The organism is Geodermatophilus amargosae (genome assembly GCF_041028265.1).
Taxonomy (GTDB): domain Bacteria; phylum Actinomycetota; class Actinomycetes; order Mycobacteriales; family Geodermatophilaceae; genus Geodermatophilus; species Geodermatophilus amargosae_A.
Genome location: NZ_JABGCW010000032.1, coordinates 1 through 1623, shown reverse-complemented (window position 1 = coordinate 1623; position 1623 = coordinate 1). Strand labels below are relative to the sequence as shown.

At 61.0% G+C, this 1623-nt stretch carries 1 rRNA gene; it reads left to right on the top strand.

Annotated features, from left to right (window positions below):
- Positions 1-299 precede the first annotated feature (299 nt).
- Positions 300-1623, top strand: a 23S ribosomal RNA gene (locus HLV61_RS23035); the annotation flags it as partial.

Here is a 1623-nt window from a genome sequence, read left to right as displayed (position 1 = left end):
CGGGGTGGGGTGCGGGGTCGTAGGCACGCTGTTGGGTCCTGAGGGAGCGGGCCGTGAGCCTGCTGTCTCGTCCGGGGCCTCCCGGATCCCACATCGCCGTGACGCACGCATCGCCGTGCGGCAGACGGGCCGGTGGGGTCGGAGTGGAGGTGACTGGTTGGTCGTTGAGAACTGCACAGTGGACGCGAGCATCTTTTGATCTCTGTTTTGCAGAGTTTGCTTGTAGGTATCCCGCCTCGTTCGCCGGTCGGTGTTCCTCTTCGGAGGTGCGCCGGTGGTGGGTGGGGTGGGTTTTGTGTGGCCAAGATGTTGAGGGCACACGGTGGATGCCTGGGCACCAGGAGCCGATGAAGGACGTGGGAGGCTGCGATAAGCCTCGGGGAGCTGCCAACCGAGCGTTGATCCGAGGGTGTCCGAATGGGGGAACCCCGCACCAGTCATGTGGTGTGACCCGCGCCTGAACACATAGGGCGTGTGGAGGGAACGTGGGGAAGTGAAACATCTCAGTACCCACAGGAAGAGAAAACAACCGTGATTCCGTGAGTAGTGGCGAGCGAAAGCGGATGAGGCTAAACCGTTTCCATGTGATACCCGGCAGGGGTTGTGGAGGCGGGGTCGTGGGACCGTGCGTGTCAGTTCTGCCGGACTGGCGGGGAGTCAGAAAAGACCGTGGTTAGGGGAAGGCCTCTGGAAGGGGTCGCCGGAGAGGGTGAGAGCCCCGTACCCGAAAGCCTGGTCTCTCTCAGTTCACGGATTCCCAAGTAGCACCGAGCCCGTGAAATTCGGTGTGAATCTGGCGGGACCACCCGCTAAGCCTGAATACTCCCTGGTGACCGATAGCGGACGAGTACCGTGAGGGAAAGGTGAAAAGTACCCCGGGAGGGGAGTGAAATAGTACCTGAAACCGTGTGCCTACAAGCCGTCAGAGCCGCGAATCTCACGCCTCGTGCGTGGGCGGTGATGGCGTGCCTTTTGAAGAATGAGCCTGCGAGTTAGCGGTACGTGGCGAGGTTAACCCGTGGGGGGTAGCCGTAGCGAGAGCGAGTCCGAACAGGGCGAGTCAGTCGCGTGCTCTAGACCCGAAGCCGGGTGATCTACCCATGGCCAGGTTGAAGCGCGGGTAAGACCGCGTGGAGGACCGAACCCACCAGGGTTGAAAACCTGGGGGATGAGCTGTGGGTAGGGGTGAAAGGCCAATCAAACCCGGTGATAGCTGGTTCTCCCCGAAATGCATTTAGGTGCAGCGTCGCGTGTTTCTTGCCGGAGGTAGAGCACTGGATGGCCGATGGGCCCCACAAGGTTACTGACGTCAACCAAACTCCGAATGCCGGTAAGTGAGAGCGCGGCAGTGAGACTGCGGGCGATAAGGTTCGTAGTCGAGAGGGAAACAGCCCAGATCATCGGCTAAGGCCCCTAAGCGTGTGCTAAGTGGAAAAGGATGTGGGATCGCAGAGACAACCAGGAGGTTGGCTTAGAAGCAGCCACCCTTGAAAGAGTGCGTAATAGCTCACTGGTCAAGTGGTTCCGCGCCGACAATGTAGCGGGGCTCAAGCACACCGCCGAAGCCGTGGCACTCCACCAATCGACCCGCCGTCACCTTCGGGTGCCGGCCAGGTGGTGGGG